General features: G+C 62.3%; 15 protein-coding genes and 1 pseudogene. 11 read left to right on the forward strand and 5 right to left on the reverse strand.

The genetic code is table 11. From position 1 onward, the window contains the following. Positions 1-15 precede the first annotated feature (15 nt). The 4 genes from HYE77_RS00335 to edd all read right to left on the reverse strand — a co-directional run bounded on the left by HYE77_RS00335 (position 16) and on the right by edd (position 5,140). Positions 16-1,485: an ATP-binding protein gene (locus HYE77_RS00335; protein ID WP_003214126.1), complete on the reverse strand. Its 1,470-nt coding sequence runs from the start codon at positions 1,483-1,485 to the stop codon at positions 16-18. Beyond that, a complete protein-coding gene (locus HYE77_RS00340; protein WP_003214124.1) occupies positions 1,475-2,206 on the reverse strand; it encodes a response regulator in 732 nt (243 codons plus the stop codon). Before HYE77_RS00340 ends, HYE77_RS00335 begins: the two co-directional genes overlap by 11 nt. A gap of 154 nt (positions 2,207-2,360) precedes the next feature. Beyond that, the gene (locus tag HYE77_RS00345) at positions 2,361-3,317 is read right to left on the reverse strand and encodes a glucokinase (RefSeq protein ID WP_003214122.1); all 957 of its coding nucleotides are present in this window, start codon (positions 3,315-3,317) and stop codon (positions 2,361-2,363) included. Then, positions 3,314-5,140 carry a phosphogluconate dehydratase gene (gene edd, locus HYE77_RS00350; RefSeq protein ID WP_003214119.1) on the reverse strand — a complete coding sequence of 609 codons (1,827 nt, stop codon included), beginning with the start codon at positions 5,138-5,140 and terminating at the stop codon, positions 3,314-3,316. Before edd ends, HYE77_RS00345 begins: the two co-directional genes overlap by 4 nt. Before the next feature lie 221 nt (positions 5,141-5,361). Between edd and gap the strand changes: the two genes are divergently transcribed. The 8 genes and pseudogenes from gap (at position 5,362) to HYE77_RS32860 (ending at position 14,368) form a co-directional block, all read left to right on the forward strand. Next, positions 5,362-6,363 (forward strand): type I glyceraldehyde-3-phosphate dehydrogenase, encoded by a 1,002-nt coding sequence (gene gap / locus HYE77_RS00355; protein WP_003214117.1) that lies wholly within the window; start codon positions 5,362-5,364, stop codon positions 6,361-6,363. 184 nt (positions 6,364-6,547) lie between these two features. Next, positions 6,548-7,066, forward strand: coding sequence for an RNA polymerase sigma factor (locus tag HYE77_RS00360; RefSeq protein ID WP_003214115.1), 519 nt, complete (start codon positions 6,548-6,550; stop codon positions 7,064-7,066). Positions 7,067-7,127: 61 nt separating this feature from the next. Beyond that, the gene (locus HYE77_RS00365; protein ID WP_087694633.1) at positions 7,128-8,096 is read left to right on the forward strand and encodes a FecR domain-containing protein; all 969 of its coding nucleotides are present in this window, start codon (positions 7,128-7,130) and stop codon (positions 8,094-8,096) included. A 117-nt stretch (positions 8,097-8,213) separates the two neighbouring features. Further along, positions 8,214-10,793 (forward strand): TonB-dependent receptor, encoded by a 2,580-nt coding sequence (locus tag HYE77_RS00370; protein ID WP_003214111.1) that lies wholly within the window; start codon positions 8,214-8,216, stop codon positions 10,791-10,793. Between the two features lie 131 nt (positions 10,794-10,924). After that, the gene (locus HYE77_RS00375; RefSeq protein ID WP_177019288.1) at positions 10,925-11,533 is read left to right on the forward strand and encodes a biliverdin-producing heme oxygenase; all 609 of its coding nucleotides are present in this window, start codon (positions 10,925-10,927) and stop codon (positions 11,531-11,533) included. A gap of 170 nt (positions 11,534-11,703) precedes the next feature. Continuing rightward, a complete protein-coding gene (locus HYE77_RS00380; RefSeq protein WP_008435511.1) occupies positions 11,704-12,105 on the forward strand; it encodes a YbaN family protein in 402 nt (133 codons plus the stop codon). Between the two features lie 319 nt (positions 12,106-12,424). Continuing rightward, positions 12,425-13,510 (forward strand): annotated as a pseudogene (locus HYE77_RS32855) (HAMP domain-containing protein); the annotation flags it as partial. Between the two features lie 102 nt (positions 13,511-13,612). Next, positions 13,613-14,368: a methyl-accepting chemotaxis protein gene (locus HYE77_RS32860; RefSeq protein WP_371132077.1), complete on the forward strand. Its 756-nt coding sequence runs from the start codon at positions 13,613-13,615 to the stop codon at positions 14,366-14,368. A 148-nt stretch (positions 14,369-14,516) separates the two neighbouring features. Here HYE77_RS32860 and HYE77_RS00390 read toward each other — a convergent pair whose 3' ends face one another. After that, entirely contained in the window at positions 14,517-15,080 is a 564-nt protein-coding gene (locus HYE77_RS00390; RefSeq protein ID WP_003214103.1) for an NAD(P)H nitroreductase, read from the reverse strand. Positions 15,081-15,219: 139 nt separating this feature from the next. On the opposite strand from HYE77_RS00390, the gene HYE77_RS00395 reads away from it, so the two are divergent. Genes HYE77_RS00395 through HYE77_RS00405 form a run of 3 tightly spaced genes read left to right on the forward strand, consistent with a single transcriptional unit; the run spans position 15,220 to position 18,843 of the window. After that, the gene (locus HYE77_RS00395; RefSeq protein WP_177068235.1) at positions 15,220-16,647 is read left to right on the forward strand and encodes a di-heme oxidoredictase family protein; all 1,428 of its coding nucleotides are present in this window, start codon (positions 15,220-15,222) and stop codon (positions 16,645-16,647) included. A 31-nt stretch (positions 16,648-16,678) separates the two neighbouring features. Further along, positions 16,679-17,743 carry an imelysin family protein gene (locus tag HYE77_RS00400; RefSeq protein WP_102606236.1) on the forward strand — a complete coding sequence of 355 codons (1,065 nt, stop codon included), beginning with the start codon at positions 16,679-16,681 and terminating at the stop codon, positions 17,741-17,743. Between the two features lie 2 nt (positions 17,744-17,745). Continuing rightward, a complete protein-coding gene (locus HYE77_RS00405; protein ID WP_177036716.1) occupies positions 17,746-18,843 on the forward strand; it encodes a DUF1513 domain-containing protein in 1,098 nt (365 codons plus the stop codon). Positions 18,844-19,062: the final 219 nt, after the last annotated feature.

The raw sequence follows: 19,062 nt of genomic DNA on the forward strand, positions 1-19,062 counted from the left end.
CGGTATTGGTGGTGTTCAATCCAGGCCACGAGGCAGTTGCAAGGTCACCCGCAAACCGCCCTCCCGCAGATTCTGCAAACTCACTTCACCGCCATGGCTGTGGGCAATGTTGCGGGCGATGCCCAGGCCCAGGCCGTAACCCTGTTGCTGCCCGGCCAGGCGGAAGTGCGGCTCGAAGACCTGCTCCAGGCGCTGTTCCGGCACGCCCGGGCCTTCGTCGTCGACGTGGAGGATGAACTCCGCGCCATCGTCTTCAATGTGCAAATGGGCGTTCTGCCCGTACTTCAGGGCGTTGTCGATCAGGTTGCCGATGCAGCGCTTGAGCGCCAGCGGCTTGCCAGGGTACGTCGTAAGTGCCCGACCATGTTGGGTCACGCGCCCATTGCCGTTGGGCGCCAGGTACGGCTCCACCAGGCAGTCGAGTACGTGGTTGAGGTCCACCGGTTCGATGTTTTCGTGGATGTCGGTGTCCTTCACGCACTGCAACGCGCCTTTGACCAGCAACTCCAGTTCATCCAGGTCGCGGCCGAACTTGGCTTGCAGGTTCTCGTCTTCCAGCAATTCCACCCGCAACCGCAGGCGTGTGATGGGTGTGCGCAGGTCGTGGGAAATGGCGCTGAACAGCTGGCTGCGTTCGGTCAGGTAACGGCTGATGCGTTCGCGCATGGCATTGAACGCGCGGCCTACTTCCACCACTTCGCTGCCGCCGCCTTCGGCCACCGGCTCCACGTCGGCGCCCAGGGACATGTCCCGCGCCGCCCTCGCCAGGCGCTTGAGTGGACGGCTTTGCCAGTGCACCAACAGGCCGATAAACAGCAGCAGGAAGCCGCTGGTGAGCACGATAAACCACACCTGCTGGTATGGCAGGCCTTGTTCTTCGAGGCTGGTATAGGGTTCGGGCAGCAAGGAGGCAATGTAGAGCCATTCGCCCTGGGCCAGCTGGATCTGGGTGACCAACACCGGCGGATTCACCGGTTCCAGGGTCAACGCGTAATGCGCCCAGGAGCGCGGCAATTCATCGAGTTTCAAGCCGGCGTTGAAGATGCGCAGGTCTTCGGCGCTGACGAACTCCACCGAAACATGCACGTCGCTGCCCAGGGTCTGGCGCAACACTTCTTCGACAGCACCGAGCACTGCATGCTTGCGCGGGGTTTCCGGCAATACCGCCATGTCCAGGGGCTTGTCGTTGAGCGTCACCACAAACCGGGTACCGCCCATGCTGCGCAACTGGTCCAGTACCAACGGCCGGAAGGCCACCGGCAACGAGCGGAAATAACTGACGCTGGCGGTCATCGAATGCGCCAGGCTGCGGGCGGCGGTTACCAGGCCTTCAAGCTGGGTAGCGCGCAATTGCGAGACCCAGATCACGCTGGACAACGCCTGGGCAAACAGCACCGCCAACAGGGTCAGCAGTAACATCCGCCCCAGCAGCGAACGCGGTACCGGGATGCGCCGGCGCAGTTCACGCAGGCGCTCAGTGGGCATTGCCGGCAACCACGCTGGCTGCCAATTGATAGCCACTGCCGCGCACGGTGCGGATCAGCCGGGGTGGTTTTTCGGTGTCGCGCAGGCGTTGGCGCAGACGGCTGACGGCCATGTCGACAATCCGGTCCAGGGGCATCAGGTCGCGGCCACGGGTGGCGTTGCCGATGGTGTCGCGGTCGAGGATTTGCTGGGGGTGGTCGAGGAACAGTTTGAGCAGGGCAAAATCGGCGCCGGAAAGAATCACTTCCTCGCCGTCGACGTGGAACAGCCGGTGGCTGACCATGTCCAGGCGCCACTCGCCAAACACCAGCACCTCGCCGCCGCTGCGCTCCTGGCCAAACTGGCAACGCCGCAACAGGGCCTTGATACGGGCCTGCAGCTCACGGGGGCTGAAGGGTTTGCCGATGTAATCGTCGGCACCCAGCTCCAGGCCGATGACGCGGTCGGCTTCGTCGGAACTGGCGGTGAGCATGATGATCGGCACCTGGGCCTGGCGCGGGTGCTGGCGGATCCAGCGGCAAAGGCTGAAACCGTCTTCGTCCGGCAGCATCACATCAAGGATCACCAGGTCGCACGGGGCTTCGTTCATCGCCTGGCGGAACCCCGCGCCATCCGGCACGCCACGCACCTGGAAACCGGCGCGGCTGAGGTAGGTTTGCAGCAACTCGCGGATTTCCTGGTCGTCGTCGACCAGGAGAATGGATTTACTGATTACGCTCACGGGGTCCTCCTTGTTGTTATGGCCAAGCTTAAGTCATTTGTTGCCCTTGAGGCCGCCTTCGCGAGCAAGCCCGCTCCCACATTCGACCTCATTCATCCAGTTGGAATGGGATTGAATGTGGGAGCGGGCTTGCTCGCAAAAAGGCCATCACTGCCTACGCAAATGCCTGCTCAAGCGCCACACCAGCACCTGTCAACCCTGAATACGGTGCCGTCACCAGCCACACCGGAATGCCTTTGAAGTAGTCGCTCATGCAGCCCTTGTCGCCAAAACTCCTGGCAAAACCACTCTTGATAAAGAAATCGGCAAAGCGCGGGATCACCCCACCCACGATGTACACGCCACCACGACCGCCGGTGGTCAGCACGTTGTTACCGGCAACGCGGCCCAGCCAGATACTGAACTGGTCCAGCACTTCCAGGGCAATCGGGTCGCCCGCCAGGCCAGCGGCAGTGATGGCCTCGGGGGTTTCCAGAACCGCCTCGTGACCGTCCACCGCGCAGATCGCCCGGTACAACCTGGGCAAACCGCCACCGCTCAAGGCAGTTTCAGCGCTGACATGGCCGATCTCATTGTAGATGTGCTGCCACAGCTGGGCTTCACGCGGGCTGCTCACGGGCAGGTCGACATGGCCGCCCTCCCCCGGCAATGCCGCCCAACGGCCATGGCCGAGGTCGAGCAAGGTGCCGACACCCAGGCCGGTGCCCGGGCCGATCACCACCGCAGGGCGCAACGGCTCCGGCGTGCCTTCGCACACCACGCGGAATTCGTCGGGCTTCAGGCGGGTCATGCCCAGGGCCATGGCCGAGAAATCATTCACCAGCAGCAGCTCGTCCACCTGCAAGGTCTTGCAGAACGCAGTCTTGCTCAGGCGCCAGTGATTGTTGGTGAATTTAAATTCATCTCCACTCACCGGCCCCGCGACCGACAGGCACACCGCGCCAATCGACCCGATGGCCAGGCCTTCTTCCTTCAGATAGACCTGGATCGCCTCTTCCGGGCTGGCATGATCCGCCGTCGCATGGACGCGGATCGAATGCAGTTCCTGATCCCGCCACAACGCAAAACGGGCGTTGGTACCACCGATATCACCGACCAGCGCTAGCTTCACTTAAGTGTCTCCAAGGCAGAGGTAAAGGCGCTGGCGCCCTGCTCTGCGGAGCTTGCAGCCAAACGCATGAACGCAAACAACTCGCGACCGGCCCCCACGTTATTGCCCAGAAGGCCCGTGGCAGGCGCGCGCGCGGCAAATTCTTCGGCGTCCACCTTAAGCTCCAAGGTGCCTTTGACGCCATCCACGCGAATGATATCGCCATCGCGCACACGTGCCAGTGGCCCGCCGCTCTGGGCTTCGGGGTTGACGTGAATCGCGGCGGGAATCTTACCCGAGGCGCCGGACATGCGCCCGTCTGTTACCAACGCCACTTTGAAGCCACGATCCTGCAACACGCCGAGGAACGGGGTCATCTTGTGCAATTCCGGCATGCCGTTGGAGCGCGGGCCCTGGAAACGCATCACCGCAACAAAGTCTTTTTCCAACTCACCGGCCTTGAACGCGTCGGCCAGGTCTTGCTGGTCCTGGAACACCACGGCCGGGGCTTCGACGATTTGATGTTCGAGGGCCACGGCGGAGACCTTCATCACACCCCGGCCGAGGTTGCCTTCCATCACCCGCAGGCCGCCTTCCGGAGAGAACGCACGGGCCACGGGACGCAGGATGGTTTCGTCGAGGCTTTCGATCGGGCCTTCACGCCATACCAGCTCGCCGTCCACCAGGAACGGTTCCTGGGTGTAGCGGCTCAGGCCATGACCGGCCACGGTGTTGACGTCGTTGTGCAGCAGGCCGGCTTCCAGCAGTTCGCGGATCAGGAACGACATGCCTCCCGCCGCCTGGAAGTGGTTGATGTCGGCCTTGCCGTTTGGATACACGTGGGACAGGGTCGGCACCACTTCGGAGAGGTCGGCCATGTCATCCCAAGTCAGGATGATGCCCGCCGACATGGCGATGGCCGGCATGTGCAGGGTGTGGTTGGTGGACCCACCCGTGGCGTTGAGGGCGATGATGGAGTTGACGATGGATTTCTCGTCGACGATCTCGCCGATCGGCGTGAAGCTGCCGTTGGCCTTGGTCAGGCGCGTGACCTGGTGCGCGGCTTCGCGGGTCAGGGCGTCACGCAGCGGCGTGTACGGGTTGACGAACGAGGCGCCCGGCAGGTGCAGGCCCATGACTTCCATCAGCAACTGGTTGGTGTTGGCGGTGCCGTAGAAGGTGCAGGTGCCCGGGCTGTGGTAGGACTTCATCTCCGATTCCAGCAGCTCTTCGCGGGTGGCCTTGCCTTCGGCGTAGCGCTGGCGCACGTCGGCTTTCTGTTTGTTGGAGATCCCCGACGGCATCGGGCCGCCCGGTACGAAGATCATCGGCAGGTGGCCGTAGCGCAGGGCGCCCATCATCAGGCCGGGGACGATCTTGTCGCAGATACCCAGCATCAGCGCGGCGTCGAACATGTTATGGGACAGCGCTACCGCCGTGGACATGGCAATCACTTCGCGGCTCAGCAGGCTGAGCTCCATGCCTGGCTCGCCCTGGGTCACGCCGTCGCACATGGCGGGGGTACCGCCGGCGAACTGGCCAACAGAACCGACTTCACGCAGGGCCTTTTTGATTTGCTCGGGGAAATGTTCGTATGGCTGGTGGGCCGACAGCATGTCGTTATATGACGAAACAATTGCCACGTTGGCGGCGTTCATCATGCGCAGGCTGTTTTTGTCTTCGGTGCCACACCCGGCCACGCCGTGGGCAAAGTTGGCGCATTGCAGCTTGCCGCGCATCGGGCCGTCGCTGGCAGCGCCGCGAATGAGCGCAAGGTATGCCTCACGGGTTGCACGGCTGCGGGCGATAAGCCGTTCGGTGACCTCAAGTACGCGGGGATGCATGTATAGAACTCCAGGCTAACGGATGTGGCGACCTGAGTGTCTATGCTGGTCAAAAGCCCGCCGCGAAGAGGTTGGCAGGGTGTTGCTTGACCAATCGGACCAGTTGATTCAGGTCACTCGTTGTAGATTGAACAAAATATTGCCACTAAAAAGGCTTGTTTTCTATTTTTATGCGAATAATCTTGTAATTCTTACAACAAATCGACGACAGGCACCTTCCAATGACTCTACGTATCGCTATCAATGGTTTTGGCCGTATTGGCCGTAATGTCCTGCGCGCACTTTATACCCAAGGCTACCGTCAGGATTTGCAGATCGTCGCCATCAACGATCTCGGCGACAGCTCGATCAATGCCCACCTGCTTAAATACGACACCGTCCACGGTACTTTCGACGCAGAGGTCGCTCATGATCAGGAAAGCCTGACCGTGAACGGTGACCGGATTGCCGTGAGTGCCATTCGCAACCCGGCCGACCTGCCGTGGGCTGCCCACAAGGTGGACGTGGTGTTCGAATGCACCGGTCTGTTCACCGACCGTGACAAGGCCGCCGCCCATATTACCGCCGGCGCGCGCAAGGTAATCATCTCGGCCCCGGCCAAGGGCGCCGATGCCACCGTGGTGTACGGGGTAAACCATGACATTTTGCGTCAATCCCACCAGATCATCTCCAACGCTTCCTGCACCACCAACTGCCTGGCGCCCGTGGCCCAGGTGCTGCACCGCGAGCTGGGCATCGAAAGCGGCCTGATGACCACCATCCACGCCTACACCAACGACCAGAACCTGACCGACGTCTACCACACCGACCCGTACCGCGCGCGCTCGGCCACCCAGAACATGATCCCGAGCAAGACCGGCGCTGCCGAAGCCGTGGGCCTGGTGCTGCCGGAACTGGCAGGCAAGCTGACCGGCATGGCCGTGCGTGTACCGGTGATCAACGTGTCGCTGGTGGACCTCACCGTGCAACTGAAAAAAGAAGCCAGTGCCGAGCAGGTCAACGCGCTGCTGAAAGAAGCCAGCCAGCACTCGAAAATCCTCGGCTATAACACCCTGCCGCTGGTTTCCAGCGACTTCAACCATAACCCGCTTTCGTCGATCTTCGACGCCAATCACACCAAAGTGAGCGGCAAACTGCTGAAAGTGCTGGCCTGGTACGATAATGAGTGGGGCTTCTCGAACCGGATGCTGGATAACTGCCTGGCGCTGTGCAACGCCGAGTAATGCTCGGCCTGTAGGAGCGAGCTTGCTCGCGAAAAACGCAAAACCACCGCGTTTATTCAGGATGCCAGCGATATCGTTGACGCCCTTCGCGAGCAAGCTCGCTCCTACAGTAATCCAAAGTGCCACTTGCCATTTGCGTTGATGATAAGCATTATCATTCGCTGCAAATCGGTCTGGTATCACTGTGAGCCAATCTCGTTTCAACCAAGTCTTCCTCACCCAGCGGGTGATTTTGCTGCGCACCTTGCAGCGGATGGTGAATAACCACAGCACCGCCGAGGACCTGTTGCAGGAAACCTACCTGCGCGTTACCCGGGCCCTGAGCGAACGGCCGATCGACCACCTTGAACCCTTTGTCTACCAGACGGCGCGCAACCTGGCGCTGGACCACCTGCGCGCCCGCAGGATTCAGGCCCGCACCCTGCAGGAAGATGTCCCGCTGGACGTCCTGCAAAGCGTCGCCTCCCCCGTCAGCACCCCCGAAGACGCGACACAGGCCGAGCAATTGCTCGAGCACCTGAGTGTCAGCCTCGGCCAGTTGAGCGCCCGCCAGCAGCAGATATTCATCCTCAGCCGCCTGCACGGTTGCAGCTATCAGGAGATCGCCGACAAGCTCGACGTGTCCCTGAGCACCGTGCAGAAGGAACTGAAACTGATCATGGCCATCTGCATAGGTGTGGCCGAAAGACTGGATCGCCCTTAAGCTTTGTCGGCACAGTCTGTAGGACTATTGATTAAAACGTGGCGAAGACCCGAGGAACACCGTGACGGAACCGAATAAACGGCACCCCCATGAGCTGGCTCATGAGGTGTTGCAAGACGCGGCCATGGACCAAGCCCTCGACTGGCTGATCGCGTTGCAGTGCCCGCAACCCGGGCAGCAGGCGGAATTTGAAGCCTGGCTCGCCAACGACCCGTTAAACGCCGAAGCCTTCATCAAGGCCCAGACTGCCTGGGGCGGCGCGCCGGTTCACAGCGCTGCCGTCGCCCTGAATGCGCCACGCAAACCCAGCGCCTGGCGCCGTATCAAACCGCACTGGAAGCCCCTGGCCACTGCCGCTGTGTTGCTGCTGGGCCTGTTCAGCTTCAGCAACCTGCCTATGCGCCTGCAGGCCGACCATCTGACCGTGGTGGGCGAGCGCCAGCGCCTGCAGCTGGACGATGGCTCGAAAGTGTTGCTCAACACCAATTCAGCCTTCTCCAGCAGCATCAAGGACCACCAGCGCATCGCCCGCCTGTATCAGGGCGAGGCGTTTTTCGAGGTGCTGCCCAGTCGTGGCCTGCCCCTGGAAATCGACGCCGGCCCGGTGCGCGCCAGCGTGCGCGACACCTCTTTCGCGGTGCGCTACTTGAACGGTGAAGCCCAGGTTCAGGTACAGCGTGGTGATGTCGACCTGAGCAACACGTTTGACGACGCGCGGGTGCGCCTGAGCGCCGGTGAAAGTATCCGCATCGGGCCCAAGGGCTTCGGCCAACCGGCCAAACTCGACACCACCAAGGACCTGGCCTGGGTCGACGGCCGGCTGATCTTCGAAAACTGCCCGATGAGCGAAGTGCTGGCCGAATTGCGTCGCTACTACCCCGGCTGGATCGTCAACAACAACGACAGGCTCGCCAGCGTGGCCGTCACCGGCAATTACCGGCTCGACCAGCCGCTCGACGTGGTGCGCTCCCTGGCCCACATCACCTCGGCCAAGCTCTCGGAATACCCGGCGCTGGTGATCCTGAACTAAATGAGAATTATTTTTACTCGATAGCCAGCGACGATACGTCTCGTTATAGCCAATGCAACTGATTCCTATTTGATTCAGTGCGCAACTATAAGATTCGTACCTTCCGGAGCGCTCTCGATGTCGTCTCGTTTCAACCGCCGGTCCTCTTCGCCCGTTCGCCGCCAGGGCTTGTCGCTGCTGACGGCCGCAATCCTGTTGGCCGGTGCGCCCGTCATGGCTGCCACCGCCGCCGAGCCTGCCAGCCGCAGCCAGGGCAATTACAGCTTCAGCATCGAGCAGCAATCCCTGGTCTCGGCGCTGAACGCCTTCACCGCGGTGACCGGCTGGCAAGTCGGCCTGCCGGCAGAACTGGGCCAGGGTGTGTCGTCCCCTGGCGTGCGCGGCTCATTGCCGGCGGATAAAGCCCTGGACCGGCTGTTGGTGGGGACCAACCTGGGTTATCGCAAACTGGGCAACAACAACATCGTGCTGGAAAAACGCGTCGCCGTCGGCGCCATCACCCTGCAACAGATGACCATCAGTGCCACCCGCCAGGAACAGGCCGTGGACAGCGTGCCCAGCACCGTGACCGTGCACGACCGCGAAGAACTGGACCGCCAGAACGTCAACACCATCCGTGAACTGGTGCGTTATGAGCCAGGTGTTTCGGTGGGCGGTGCCGGCACCCGCTCCGGCAATGCTGGCTACAACATTCGCGGGATCGACGGCGACCGTATCCTGACCCAGGTGGACGGCGTCGAGGTGCCGGACAACTTCTTCAACGGCCCCTACGCCAAGACCCGCCGCAACTACGTCGACCCGGAAATCGTCAAGCGCGTGGAAATCCTGCGCGGCCCGGCCTCGGCCTTGTACGGCAGCAGCGCCATCGGCGGCGCGGTGAGCTACTTTACCCTCGACCCCAACGACATCATCAAGCCCGGGCAGGACTACGGCGCACGCCTGAAGACCGGCTACAGCTCCGCCGATGAGAGCTGGCTGACCTCCGGCACCGTCGCCGGTCGCGTGCAGGACTTCGACGGCTTGCTGCACCTGAGCCAGCGCAACGGTCACGAGATGGAATCCTACGACGGGAATAACGCCACCGGCCTGGCCCGCACCGGCGCCAACCCGGAAGATGCGCGCACCACCAACGTGCTGGCCAAACTGGGTTGGAACTACGGCGAAGACAACCGCCTGGGCCTGACCTACGAGAAGTTCAAGGACGATCGCGACACCAACCTGAAAAACGCAGTGGGTGGCCCGTTTGTCGGTGGCCAGGGCTTCAATTTCTACCGCGGCCGCACGGGCAACGACACCATCACCCGCGAACGCTTCGGCATCGAAAACAAGTTCGCCCTCGACTCGCCGATTGCCGATCACATCAAGACCAGCCTCAACTACCAGATCGCCAAGACCGACCAGACCACCGCAGAAATCTACCAGCCATCGCGCAAGGTATTGCGCACCCGCGAGACCCTGTACGAAGAGAAGCAGTGGGTATTCGACGCGCAGTTGGACAAGGCTTTCAGCATCGGCGAAACCGACCATGTCGTGACCTACGGCACCACCCTCAAGCAGCAGAAAGTCACCGGTTCCCGTGAGGGCGCCGCGACCTGCCTGGCGGTCGGCGCAGGCTGCACCGCCATCGGTGCACCAAGCCCGTCGGCCGCCGACAGCGTGAAAAAAGCCAGCGACTTCCCCGACCCGACCATCAACTCCTACGCGCTGTTTGCCCAGGACCAGATTGCCTGGGACAAGTGGACCTTCCTGCCCAGCGTCCGCTACGACTACATCCAGCTCAAACCCAAGCTGACCCAGGAATTCCTCAATACCGTTGACCCGACACGCATCTACGACCACAGCGATTCGGAAAAGAACTGGCACCGTGTAACGCCCAAGTTCGGCGTGACTTACGCCCTGACCGAGCAATACACCTGGTTCGGCCAATACGCCGAAGGCTATCGCACCCCGTCGGCCAAGGCCTTGTATGGCCGCTTTGAAAACCTGCAGCAGCGCTACACCGTCGAACCCAACCCGGACCTCAAGCCGGAAAGCAGCCGGGGCGTCGAAACCGGGATTCGCGGCAACTTCGACTCGGGCTCGTTTGATGTGGCGGTGTACTACAACAAGTACCGTGATTTCATCGACGAAGATGCCTCGGTTGCCGGTGGCACCGTCCAGCAGTTCGAAGCCAACAACATCAAGCACGCCACCATCAAGGGCGTGGAGGCCAAGGGCCGCTTGAGCCTCGACGCATTCGGCGCACCGCAGGGCCTGTATACCCAAGGCTCGATTGCCTACACCTACGGGCGCAATGACGACAACGGCGAACCGTTGAACAGCGTCAACCCGCTCAAGGGCGTGTTCGGCCTGGGCTATGACCAGCAGAACTACGGTGCGCTGGTCAGCTGGACCCTGGTCAAGAAACAGGACCGCGTCGACAGCACCACCTTCTTCGCCCCTGACGGCAACAGCGCCAACGGCCCGTTCAAGACCCCGGGTTTCGGCATCGTCGACCTGACCGGCTTCTACAAGGTCACCAACGACGTGACCATCAACGGCGGCCTGTACAACCTGACGGACAAGAAATACTGGAACTGGGATGACGTGCGCAGCTACGACAGCGTCGGCGAAGCCGGTGTGACCGGCCCAGCCAACCTCGACCGCCTGACCCAGCCGGGCCGCAACTTTGCGATCAATCTGATCTGGGACATCTGATCCACGGAGCCTCACCCCGGCGCGATTTAATCTGCGCCGGGGTGAGGATTTTTTACTGTGACGCGTCTTCTGGTTCGTCTAGTTCATAACAGCCTGGCAACCAGACGCTTTCTCTTCTCAAGGACTCCCCGATGACCGCCTCCCCTACCGCAGAACGTGCAGCCCTGCGCTCCCAGCGCCTGAACCAGATCACCAACGAACCGCACACCAAGCTCGATGCGTTGGTGAAGGCCCATGCACCGTTTGAAACCCAGGCCAACTTCGCCCGCTTCGTGGTCGCACAGTACCTGTTCCAGTCGGAGCTGGTGGCGCTGTACAACGATGCCGAGTTGATCAAGATCGTCCCTGACCTCGCCGAACGCTGCCGTGCCGAAGCAGCCAAACTGGACCTGGGCGACCTGGACACCGAAGTACCGGCCCCGGTCGCCGGCGCCGTGAAAAACCCGAGCAAGGCCGAAGCCCTGGGCTGGCTGTTTGTGTCCGAAGGCTCCAAGCTGGGCGCCGCGTTCCTGATCAAGCGTGCCGTGGGCCTGGGCCTGAGCGAAACCTTCGGTGCCCGTCACCTGGGCGAGCCGGCAGGTGGTCGCGCTGAAGGCTGGAAGCGCTTCACCCGCACCCTCGACGCGCTGGAATTCAGTGCCGAAGAAGAAGCCGAAGTGGAGAAAGGCGCGATTGATGCGTTCGTGCGCTTCACCGTGTTGCTGGAACAGGCGTACGCTAGCGCCCCTGAGCTGGCCTGATTCCCTGATTGGAATGCAATCAAATGTGGGAGCGGGCTTGCTCGCGAATGCGGTGGATCAGTCAATATATCTGGTGACTGAACCACCGCATTCGCGAGCAAGCCCGCTCCCACATTTTGATCCGGTTTCACTTTGAATCCTTCGTAAATCCATCCATGCAAACCGCACCCATGACCGGCAAAACCCAATCCTCATCCAAAATCGCCCGCGTCCTGTTCGGCCTGCTGGCCTACGTCAGCCTGGGCATCGGCTTGATTGCGATTGTGGTACCGGGCTTGCCCACCACCGAATTCATCCTGCTGGCCGCCTGGGCCGCCACCAAAAGCTCGCCGCGCCTGAGTGCCTGGCTGGAAAACCACCGGCTATTCGGGCCGATCCTGTTCAATTGGCGCAATGGCAAGATCATCGCCCGCCGGGCCAAAGTCAGCGCCACCGTGAGCATGCTGCTGTGCGCCGGCCTGATGCTGGTGATGCTCGACCACGGCTGGCCGATCTACCTGGCCATCGCCGGAATGAGCATGGGCAACCTGTGGATCTGGTCGCGACCGGAACGTCTCCCGCAACCCACCTGAACCCCCCCACTACCGCTCATCGGCTCCCGCTCATGAACTGCCGGCCCAAGCCGATGTTCCGGGCATAGCGCCGAATGGACTCGCCTGAGCTTGCATACTAATAAGTCCATTCGCGGGTACTTCTATGTTCGACACCCTCTCCATTCGCTTGAAAATCGTGCTGTTGTCCGGTCTGTGCCTGCTGGGGGTGATTGCCCTTGTTGTGGGCATGAACCTTTACCAGACCAGCCAGAACGATCAACTGATCAGCGATTCAAGCTCGCGAATGCTCACCGACAGTGTGCAGAACCTGCTGCAGGCCAAGGCCGCCGAGCAAGCGATGCAACTGCAAAAGACCTTCGGTGAAAGCCTGTTGGTGGTGACGGCCCTGGCCGACCAGATCAAGGACCTGCGCACTCTGGCCGGCAAGCGCTCGTTGGATGCCGGGGCCCTGCGTGAAGAACTCAACCACAGCCTGAAAACCGCCTTCGACCGCAACACCAAGGTGCTCGGCATCTGGCTGTCGTTCGAGCCCAACGCCCTCGATGGCAAAGACAGTGAATTCGTCAATGATGCCGCCCGTGTGTCCAACGAAAAAGGCCGCTTTTCCAGCTACTGGAGCCGCGCCGGCGGTGAAGGCCTGAACACCGTGATGGTCGAGGATGACCTGACCAAGACCACCCTCAACCTCAGCGGCACGCCCTACAACATCTGGTACACCTGCCCGCGGGACACAAAAAACACCTGCCTGCTGGACCCGTATGAAGACACCGTAGCCGGCAAGCCGGTGTTGATGACCACCATTTCCCTGCCGCTGCTGGTCGACGGCAAAGTGATCGGCGTGGTCGGTGTGGACCTCGCCCTCAACGCCCTGCAAGCGGCGACCGATGCGGCGCAAAAAGAACTGTTCAACGGCGCCGGAATTCTCGAAATACTGTCCGGTAACGGCTTGATCGCCAGCTACAGCGGCGAGCCGGCCAAAGTCGGCAAAAACCTGGTGGACACCCTCGGTGCCGAAGGCAAAGAGATCGTGCAACTGCTGGCCAGCGATACCCGCAAGATCCGCGAGGAAGACGGCACGATTCGCGCCGTGTACCCGGTCAAACCGATTGCCGACGCCAAATCCTGGGGCGTGGTAATCAAGCTGCCCAAACAAGTGCTGCTGGCAGACTCGCTCAAACTCCAGGCGGTGCTCGACAAGGCTCAGGCCAGTGGCACCGTCAAGGCGTTGCTGGTAGGCGCAGCCGCCGGGCTGCTGGGCCTGTTGCTGATCTGGCTGACCGCCACCGGCGTGACCCGGCCGATCAACAGCGTGGCCGCCATGCTCAAGGAAATCGCCAGCGGCGACGGCGACCTCACCCAGCGCCTGGCCTACGGTAAAAAAGATGAACTGGGGGAACTGGTGAACTGGTTCAACCGCTTCCTCGACAAGCTGCAGCCGACCATCGCGCAGATCAAGCAAAGCATCACCGAAGCCCGTGGCACCGCAGACCAGTCCTCGGCAATCGCGCGCCAGACCAGCGAAGGCATGCAGGTGCAGTTCCGTGAGATCGACCAGGTGGCCACCGCCTCGAATGAAATGAGCGCCACCGCCCACGACGTGGCCAACAGCGCCTCCAACGCCGCCAGCGCGGCCCGCGGCGCCGACCAGTCAGCCCGCGAAGGCATGCAGATCATTGAACGCAGCACCCGCGACATCACCACCCTGGCCGAAGAAGTCAGCAAGGCCGTGACCGAAGTCGAAGCCCTGGCGGTGAACAGCGAGCAGATCGGCTCGGTACTGGAAGTGATCCGCAGCATCGCCGAACAGACCAACCTGCTGGCCCTGAACGCTGCGATTGAAGCGGCGCGAGCCGGGGAAAGCGGGCGCGGTTTTGCGGTGGTGGCCGACGAGGTGCGCAACCTGGCCAAGCGCACCCAGGATTCAGTGGAGGAGATTCGCCTGGTGATCGAACGCATCCAGACTGGCACCCGTGGAGTGGTGGCGACCATGCATTCGAGCCAGAGCCAGGCGCAGAACAACGCCGGGCAGATTCATCAGGCGGTGCAGGCTCTGGGCAAGATCAGCGATGCGGTAACGGTGATCAGCGACATGAACCTGCAAATCGCCAGCGCCGCCGAGCAGCAGAGTGCGGTGGCCGAAGAGGTCAACCGCAATGTCTCGGCAATCCGCACAGTGACCGAAACCCTGACCGGCCAGGCCACCGAATCGGCGGCCATCAGCAGCCAGCTCAACGCCCTGGCCAGCCAGCAGATGAAGCTGATGGATCAGTTTCGGGTTTGACCCGAGCTTGAAACCAGTGAACACCCAATGTGGGAGCGGGCTTGCTCGCGAACGCGGTGGATCAGTCGGTACATGTATTGACTGACACACCGCATTCGCGAGCAAGCCCGCTCCCACACAAGCCCGTCCACATTAAAGTTGCGGTGCCTTATTGACCCGTCCAGGCCGCCACAAACGGCGCGAGGTCTTCTTTCGGGGCCGTACGCGGCGGGTTTTGTGGGGTGCCCAGGTAGAGGAAGCCAATCACTTCCTCATCCGCCTTCAGCCCGAGGCCTTTGGCGACATGGGCCGAGTACGACAACTCACCGGTGCGCCACACCGCGCCGATCCCCTGGGCGTACGCCGCCAGCAGAATCCCGTGAGCCGCACAGGCCGCCGCCAGCAGCTGCTCGGATTTTGGCACTTTGAAATGTTCTTGCAGGCGGGCAATCACCACCACCACCAACGGCGCCCGCAGCGGGCCGTTCTGCGCCTTGTCGATCGCGGCCTGGGGCGCGTCGGCGTCCTGCAGGCGGGCGGCTTCGGCCAGCAGGGTGCCCATGCGCTCACGTGCCGCACCTTCCACCGTCAGGAAGCGCCAAGGGCGCAGTTGGCCGTGGTCGGGCGCGCGCATGGCAGCGGCGAACAGCAGGTCGCGCTGCTCCTGGGTCGGTGCCGGGTCCAGCAGTCGCGGCACGGAAACACGGTTGAGCAAAGCGTCGAGAGCCTGCATTGGCCACCTCCAGAGAAAAATGTGCGGTCATTCTAGCGGGAATGAATCGGATACCACCAAACGATAATTGCTCTTATTCAATCCGCCCTGCCCTGTTAGACTTTGCGGCCTTATTTTCAGCCTACGTTCAGGAAGACTGATGTCCCGTTCGCCCCTTCGCCTGTCTGCACTGTTGATGGCCTTGAGCCTGAGTGCCTGCGATGACGCCCCGCGATTCACCAAGGCCGAGCCTGGTGAAGCGCGTGCCGGTGGCGCGACCACGGTGAGGAAGACCGACCAGAACGCCTTCTCCCTGCCCTCGGCCAACCTGTCGCCCACCCGGCGCCTGGACTTCAGCGTCGGCAACAGTTTCTTTCGCAGCCCCTGGGTGATTGCCCCGTCCACCACCACTGCCCGCGACGGGCTGGGCCCGCTGTTCAATACCAATGCCTGCCAGAACTGCCATATCAAGGATGGCCGTGGGCATCCGCCATTGCCCGATGCGCCCAACGCGGTGTCGATGCTGGTACGCCTGTCGATTCCCGATGCACCGCCCTATGCGAAGGTCATCGAGCAACTGGGTGTAGTCCCCGAACCGGTCTACGGTGGGCAATTGCAGGACATGGCCGTGCCCGGCGTCGCCCCGGAGGGCAAGGTGCGGGTCGACTACACGCCGGTCAACGTCCGCTTCAAGGACGGCACCGTGGTCGAATTGCGCAAGCCGGCCCTGCAAATCACCCAGCTCGGTTATGGGCCGATGCACCCCGACACGCGCTTCTCGGCGCGAGTTGCACCGCCGATGATCGGCCTGGGGCTGCTCGAAGCGATCCCCGACGCCGACATCCTGCGCAACACCGACCCGAAAACCGCCGACAAGGAAGCCATTGTCGGGCGGGCGAATTGGGTCTGGGACGACGCGCAACACAAGACCGTACTCGGTCGATTTGGCTGGAAAGCCGGGCAACCGAACCTCAATCAACAAAATGTTCACGCGTTCTCTGGTGATATGGGCCTGACCACCTCCCTGAGACCGTTCGATGACTGCACCGATGCACAAGTGGCCTGCAAACAGGCGCCCAACGGCAATGGCCCGGATGGCGAGCCTGAGGTCAGCGACAACATCCTGCGCCTGGTGCTGTTCTACACCCGCAACCTGGCCGTCCCCGCCCGCCGCGACGTCAACGCACCGCAAGTGCTGGCCGGGAAAAACCTGTTCTACCAGGCCGGTTGCCAGGGCTGCCACACCCCGCAATTCACCACGGCGCCCACCGCCGCCGAACCTGAATTGGCTAACCAGGTGATTCGCCCCTACAGCGACTTGCTGCTGCACGACATGGGCGACGGCCTCGCCGACAACCGCAGCGAATTCAAAGCCAGTGGCCGCGACTGGCGCACGCCGCCGTTGTGGGGCATTGGCCTGACGCAAGCCGTCAGTGGCCACACCCAGTTCTTGCATGACGGCCGCGCCCGCAGCCTGATGGAGGCCGTGCTGTGGCACGGCGGTGAAGCCCAGGCGGCGCAGCAGCATGTGTTGTCGTTCAATGCCGAGCAGCGCGCCGCGTTGCTGGCATTTCTGAATTCTTTATAAGCTTTGTCCTAATTACAGAAGGGAGCTCGACATGTTCCGTCCCAAGTTGTTGTTCACCAGCCTGGCCGCCCTCGCCCTCGGTGCGTGCTCGCCCCAGGACCCGCAAGCGGTGACCTCGGCGGCCATCGCCAAGCAAGTGATCCTGCCGACCTACAGCCGCTGGGTTGAAGCCGACCGCCAACTGGCCGTCAGCGCCCTGGCCTACTGCCAGGGCAAGGAAAGCCTGGAGACCGCCCGCGCCGACTTCCTGCACGCGCAAAAGGCCTGGGCCGAGTTGCAACCGCTGCTGATCGGCCCGCTGGCCGAGGGCAACCGCTCGTGGCAGGTGCAGTTCTGGCCGGACAAGAAAAACCTGGTGGGTCGTCAAGTCGAGCAACTGGTGACCGCCCAACCACAGATCGACGCCGCCGCCCTGGCCAAATCCAGCGTCGTGGTGCAGGGCCTGTCGGCCTACGAATACATCCTCTACGACGCCAAGACCGATCTGGCGGACGAGACGCAAAAAGCCCGCTACTGCCCGTTGCTGGTAGCCATCGGCGAGCGCCAGAAACTACTGGCCGAAGAGATCCTGTCGAGCTGGAACAGCACCGACGGCATGCTGGCGCAGATGACCAAGTTTCCTAACCAGCGCTACGCCGATTCCCACGAAGCCATCGCCGACCTGCTGCGGGTTCAAGTGACTGCGCTGGACACCCTGAAGAAAAAACTCGGCACCCCGATGGGCCGCCAGACCAAGGGCATCCCGCAACCGTTCCAGGCCGACGCGTGGCGCAGCCAGTCGTCCCTGCAAAGCCTGGAGGCCAGCCTGGCTGCCGCCCAGACCGTCTGGGTCGGCGTCGACAACAAAGGCCTGCGCGGCCTGTTGCCTGCCGATCAAAAGCCCCTGGCTGACAAGATCGACGCCGCGTATGCCGCCTCCCTGAAACTCTTCGCCAGCAACCAGCGTACGCTGAATGAAATGCTGGCCGACGATGCCGGGCGCCAGCAACTCAACGATATCTACGACAGCCTCAACGTGGTCCACCGCCTGCATGAAGGCGAGCTGGCCAAGGCGCTGGGCATCCAACTGGGCTTTAACGCCAACGACGGTGACTGATGATGCTCAGGCGACAGGCTTTGGCCCTCGGCAGCGTGCTGCTCAGTGCGATCACCTTGGGCGGCTGGACGCTGTTCAAGCAGAAGGGCAAAAGCCCGCTGCTGCTCTCGGCGCGGGATGACAGTGATGGCAGGCACTACGCCGTCGGCTTTCGCCTGGACGGCAAGCAGGTATTTGCCACCGAGGTCGGCCAGCGCTGCCACGACATCATCAACCACCCGACGCTGCCGATTGCGCTGTTTGTCGCCCGCCGGCCGGGCACCGAGAGTTACCTGATCGACTTGCGGGACGGGGCGCTGCTGCAAACCATCACCTCCAAGGCCAATCGCCACTTTTACGGGCATGCGGTGGTGCACAAGGATGGCGAGTGGTTGTATGCCACAGAGAACGACACGTCTGACCCGGGTCGCGGTTTGCTGGGTGTATACCGGTTCGAGGGTGAGCGGCTGGTGCACACCGGGGAGATTTCTACCCATGGGATCGGGCCGCACCAGGTGTCGTGGATGCCTGATGGCGAGACGCTGGTGGTGGCTAACGGCGGGATTCGTACCGAGGCGGAGAGCCGGGTCGAGATGAACCTGAATGCCATGGAGCCGAGCCTGGTCCTGATGAAGCGCGACGGGACGCTGTTGAGCAAGGAGACCCTGGGCCAGCAGATGAACAGTGTGCGGCATATGGGGATTGCCAGCGACGGGACGATCCTCGCGGGGCAGCAGTTCATGGGGGCGTCTCATGAGCGGTCGGAGTTGCTGGCGATCAAGCGACCAGGGCAGCCGTTTGTGGCGTTTCCGGTGGCGGACGAGCAGTTGCAGGCCATGGGGCATTACACGGCCAGCGTAGCGGTGCACAGTGAGTTGCGGCTGGTGGCGTTGACGGCGCCTCGGGGGAATCGGTTCTTTATCTGGAACATGGACAGCGCGCAGTTGCTGCTGGACGGGCCGTTGCCGGATTGTGCCGGGGTGGGTGCGGTGGCTGATGGGTTTGTGGTGACTTCCGGGCAGGGCCGTTGCCGGTTTTATGATTGTCGGCAGGTGCCGTTGGTGGGCAAGCCGCTGGAGTTGCCGGCGGGGCTTTGGGATAACCATCTGCATCTGGTTTGATCGGGGGGCTGATTGGGGGCATATCCGTTGCTGCGGTAACGGCCACTTATGGTTCCGCTCTTACAGCGGGTCACTTTTGGAAAAGAGCCCCAAAAGTAACCAAAAGGGCTCTTGCCCCACCACTCGGCACCTCGCCTAGGCTCGGTGTGCCCTCACTCCGGCTTTGGACCGTGGGCCGCCGTCATGGGCCATCCTTGGCCCAGGACGGCTAACCCGGCC

The sequence above is a fragment of the Pseudomonas sp. IPO3774 genome, assembly GCF_013386835.1.
GTDB lineage: Bacteria > Pseudomonadota > Gammaproteobacteria > Pseudomonadales > Pseudomonadaceae > Aquipseudomonas.

Coding starts and splice junctions, on each gene's coding strand:
- HYE77_RS00335 (WP_003214126.1), bottom strand. CDS start 1,485: ATGCCCACTGAGCGCCTGCGTGAACTGCGCCGGCGCATCCCGGTACCG.
- edd (WP_003214119.1), bottom strand. CDS start 5,140: ATGCATCCCCGCGTACTTGAGGTCACCGAACGGCTTATCGCCCGCAGC.
- gap (WP_003214117.1), top strand. CDS start 5,362: ATGACTCTACGTATCGCTATCAATGGTTTTGGCCGTATTGGCCGTAAT.
- HYE77_RS00370 (WP_003214111.1), top strand. CDS start 8,214: ATGTCGTCTCGTTTCAACCGCCGGTCCTCTTCGCCCGTTCGCCGCCAG.
- HYE77_RS00375 (WP_177019288.1), top strand. CDS start 10,925: ATGACCGCCTCCCCTACCGCAGAACGTGCAGCCCTGCGCTCCCAGCGC.
- HYE77_RS00380 (WP_008435511.1), top strand. CDS start 11,704: ATGACCGGCAAAACCCAATCCTCATCCAAAATCGCCCGCGTCCTGTTC.
- HYE77_RS32860 (WP_371132077.1), top strand. CDS start 13,613: ATGCAGGTGCAGTTCCGTGAGATCGACCAGGTGGCCACCGCCTCGAAT.
- HYE77_RS00390 (WP_003214103.1), bottom strand. CDS start 15,080: ATGCAGGCTCTCGACGCTTTGCTCAACCGTGTTTCCGTGCCGCGACTG.
- HYE77_RS00395 (WP_177068235.1), top strand. CDS start 15,220: ATGTCCCGTTCGCCCCTTCGCCTGTCTGCACTGTTGATGGCCTTGAGC.
- HYE77_RS00400 (WP_102606236.1), top strand. CDS start 16,679: ATGTTCCGTCCCAAGTTGTTGTTCACCAGCCTGGCCGCCCTCGCCCTC.
- HYE77_RS00405 (WP_177036716.1), top strand. CDS start 17,746: ATGCTCAGGCGACAGGCTTTGGCCCTCGGCAGCGTGCTGCTCAGTGCG.